A 3,566-nucleotide genomic window follows, 5' to 3' on the forward strand; every position below is an offset into this window, starting at 1 on the left:
CGACCGCGACGCCGCTAGCTGCATACATCAGATAGCGAAATAATCGATCGACGAGATCGTTTTTGGATGGACGATTGTGCCTACCCAAATCGGTTTCAATTGGTGTAGGCACGGCTAAATGGTGAGGAGAGGACATTGTAAGATTTAAATTATTTCACGCCAGACTCAACAGCTTCGATCGCCCGAGCAGCAACGCTGCTAGGAATTGAGGTGTAGTTGAGGTCGTCATTTAATTGTTGACCGCTGGTGAGAATCCACTTCACCATCGTTTTGATGTCAATTCCAAACAAGGATATCCGATCGTGGGCTTGACTTGGTTATTGATTCCTAAATCTCAAAAGAATCCCGCTAAAGCGCAAGCGATCAAGACGATGGTAAAGTGGATTTTGACTAGCGGCCAACAATTGAACGACGACCTCAACTACACTTCAATTCCTAGCAGTGTTGCCGCTCGCGCGATCGAAGCAGTAGAATCTGGCGTGAAATAACTTAAATCAAACATGTCTTCTCCTCACAACTTATCAGCGACTATGCCTGCCGAAAATGACTTAGGTAGGCATAGTCGCACATCTAAGCACAACACAACCGATCGCTTATTTCGTTATCTGATCTATGCAGCTAGCGGCGTATCGATCGGCATTCTCGTGTTGATGGGCTGGAAAATTCTCGAACATGCCATCCCCGCACTCAAACAATTTGGCATCGGCTTTTTATTCGATCGCGAATGGAATGTCCCCGACCTCAAGTTTGGCGCGCTGCCGTTGATTTATGGCACCTTAGGGAGTAGCTTCATCGCCTTGCTGTTCGCAATTCCCGTAGGATTGGCGGTCGCGATCGTGACCAGCGAGGATTTGTTGCCGCAATGGTTGCGATCGAGCATCGCCTTCACTGTCGAATTAATTGCGGCCATTCCCAGTGTCATCTTTGGCTTGTGGGGTTTCTATACCTTAGTGCCGCTGCTGCGTCCGGTGCAAGAGTTTCTCCATGTTAGATTTGGGAATATTCCTTGGTTTAGTACCGAGCCGTCCGGCTTTGGTCTGTTGACAGCGGGAATGTTACTGGCAATCATGATTCTACCGACCTTAGCGGCAGTCAGCCGGGAAGTGTTATTAGTCGTTCCGGGATATCTGCGGACGGGTTCGATGGCTCTGGGAGCCACGCGGTGGGAGACAATTTTTCGGGTAGTCTTACCCAAAGCCTTTTCTGGAATTGTCGGTGGGATTATGTTGGCATTAGGCCGCGCCTTCGGTGAGACAATGGCCGTGACCATGGTAATCGGCAATGCCACCACGCTCGGCCCATCGATATTCGAGGCAGCTTATTCGATTCCGGCGATCTTAGCCAATCAATTTGCCGAGGCACAAGAAGATATCCATGTCGGCGCGCTGACTTATTTAGTGCTAATTTTATTCATGCTCACTTTAGCCGTCAACATCGGCGCGATCGGTCTAGTGCGATTGGTAGAACGGGGCGAAAAATCATAACATGAACTATTCAAGACCGACTAAATTAAAAACACCCCTCTCGCCGCTGCGAACTTTTTTCGATCGCGGGATGACCGTCCTGGCTCTAGGGTTGACGCTGATTGGGATCTTGCCGCTGATTTCCGTCCTCTGGAACATCATTGCCAAAGGATTGCCCGGTTTGACAGCGACCATGTTTACTAAGCCCATCGTTGATGATGGGTTTGCCAATGCGATCGTCGGTACCCTAGAGATGGTGGCAATTGGAGCAGTCTTAAGCATTCCCATCGGCGTCGCTACAGGGGTCTATCTAGCTGAATACGCACCCACGAGCAAAATCAATCGCACTGTTAGATTTTTGACGACAATTTTGACGGGAGTACCGTCGATCGTCGTGGGGATTTTTACCTATGATGTCATCGTCTTGGTTAGCAAACAGCTCTTTGACTTTAGTTATAGCGCGATCGCGGGTGGCGTTAGTCTGGGGATTATTATGCTGCCAATTATTGCCTTGACCACGGAAGAAGTCTTAAAATTAGTCCCGACCGCTTTTCGGCTAGCCGCATTTGGCTTAGGTGCAACCAGCTTTCAAACGATCGCGCGGGTAATTTTACCAACCGCGCTGCCAGCAATCTCCACAGGGGTATTACTCGCGCTCGCACGCGCCAGTGGCGAAACAGCTCCGTTATTATTTACGGCGTTATTCGCTCAAGACTGGGCAGAAAATCTTCAGAGTCCGACGGGATCTTTACCCGTACTCATTTTTAACTTATACAACGACCCCGACCCAATTAAAAATCAATTAGTTTGGACAGCATCGTTATTTTTATTAGGCATTGTTTTAGCAATCAATTTACCGACTAAGCTACTGTCGATGAGACGTAAATAGTTCAGTAGTTATTCAGAGGATGTCTGAAAACTCAATTTTGCTAAGCTCAAACCCTAGAGAATCCCCCCTAGCCCCCCTTAAAAAGGGGGGAACCGGATTTAAAGTCCCCCTTAAGAAGGGGGATTTAGGGGGATTCACCCACCGTAAACGAAGCAATTAGACTTCTTTTCAGACATCCTCTCAATTGACTATTACAGCGATCGCTAATTTTAATATTTAAACTTTATCTTATCTATGCGCGAAATCAAACATCCCAGCCAACCGATGGACGTGGCGATTCAAGTCAATAATCTCAGCTTCTTTTATGGTACTTCCCGAGCCTTGGAAAGTGTCAACATGAGTATTTTTGAAAATCATGTGACGGCCATTATTGGGCCTTCTGGTTGTGGTAAATCGACATTCATCAAATCACTCAATCGGATCGGCGAACTCGAAGGTAAAGTCAAAACTGAAGGCGAAGTCCAATTATACGGACAAGATATCTATCATCCCCAAATCAATCTCAACCAACTGCGTCGCCAGGTGGGGATGGTATTTCAAAAGCCCAATCCTTTTCCGATGAGTATCTATGAGAATGTGGCTTATGGCGTCAAAATTGGCGAAGATAAAGTCCCCAGATCCGAACTCGATAATGTGGTCGAATCGGCACTTCAAGGTGCCGCACTCTGGACAGAAGTTAAAGATAAACTCCATAAATCGGCATTGGGATTGTCGGGCGGACAGCAGCAAAGATTGTGTATTGCCAGAGCGTTGGCCGTCAAGCCCAAAGTATTGCTGATGGACGAACCTTGCTCGGCATTAGATCCGATCGCGACGAATAAAATCGAAGATCTCCTGCATAGTTTACGCAACGATCTGACGATCGCGATTGTCACTCACAATATGCAACAAGCCGCGCGAATTTCGGACTATACAGCTTTTTTCAGTACGGATGAAAGTCGGATCGGTCGGATGGTCGAGTTTGGCGAAACCAAGCAGATTTTTTCATTCCCAGTCGATCGACGCACTAACGATTATGTCTCCGGTCGCTTCGGTTGAGTGGTAAGAGCGAATTAATCGATCGACGGCTCAAAAACCTCCCCAACATGGGAGGTTTTTTCTGGCAAACTCTCCCAATCTCGATCTAACATCAAATCCGATTTCGCCAGCCAAACCCTTTGCCCTCACCCCGCCAGAGCCTGCGGCTCTGGCGGGGTGTGGGCAAGATTGGTAGG

Annotated in this window: 5 protein-coding genes; 4 read left to right on the forward strand and 1 reads right to left on the reverse strand. The window is 47.8% G+C overall.

The window, feature by feature from the left end; genetic code table 11:
- Positions 1-149: 149 nt before the first annotated feature.
- Positions 150-290, reverse strand: a complete 141-nt coding sequence (locus RMO84_RS01205) for a hypothetical protein (RefSeq protein ID WP_310486613.1) — start codon at positions 288-290, stop codon at positions 150-152.
- 12 nt (positions 291-302) lie between these two features.
- Here RMO84_RS01205 and RMO84_RS01210 point away from each other — a divergent pair, with 12 nt between their 5' ends.
- From RMO84_RS01210 to pstB, 4 genes are all read left to right on the forward strand, one after another.
- On the forward strand, positions 303-488 hold the full coding sequence (locus RMO84_RS01210) for a hypothetical protein (protein WP_310486614.1): 186 nt from the start codon (positions 303-305) through the stop codon (positions 486-488).
- A 12-nt stretch (positions 489-500) separates the two neighbouring features.
- The gene (gene pstC / locus RMO84_RS01215; protein ID WP_310486616.1) at positions 501-1,484 is read left to right on the forward strand and encodes a phosphate ABC transporter permease subunit PstC; all 984 of its coding nucleotides are present in this window, start codon (positions 501-503) and stop codon (positions 1,482-1,484) included.
- 1 nt (position 1,485) lies between these two features.
- Complete coding sequence (gene pstA / locus RMO84_RS01220; protein ID WP_310486618.1) at positions 1,486-2,352, forward strand: phosphate ABC transporter permease PstA; 867 nt, start codon at positions 1,486-1,488, stop codon at positions 2,350-2,352.
- A 264-nt stretch (positions 2,353-2,616) separates the two neighbouring features.
- Entirely contained in the window at positions 2,617-3,390 is a 774-nt protein-coding gene (pstB, locus tag RMO84_RS01225) for a phosphate ABC transporter ATP-binding protein PstB (RefSeq protein ID WP_396135736.1), read from the forward strand.
- Positions 3,391-3,566 lie beyond the last annotated feature (176 nt).

This window comes from Chamaesiphon sp. VAR_69_metabat_338 (assembly GCF_031423935.1).
In the GTDB taxonomy this organism is placed as follows: Bacteria; Cyanobacteriota; Cyanobacteriia; order Cyanobacteriales; family Chamaesiphonaceae; genus Chamaesiphon.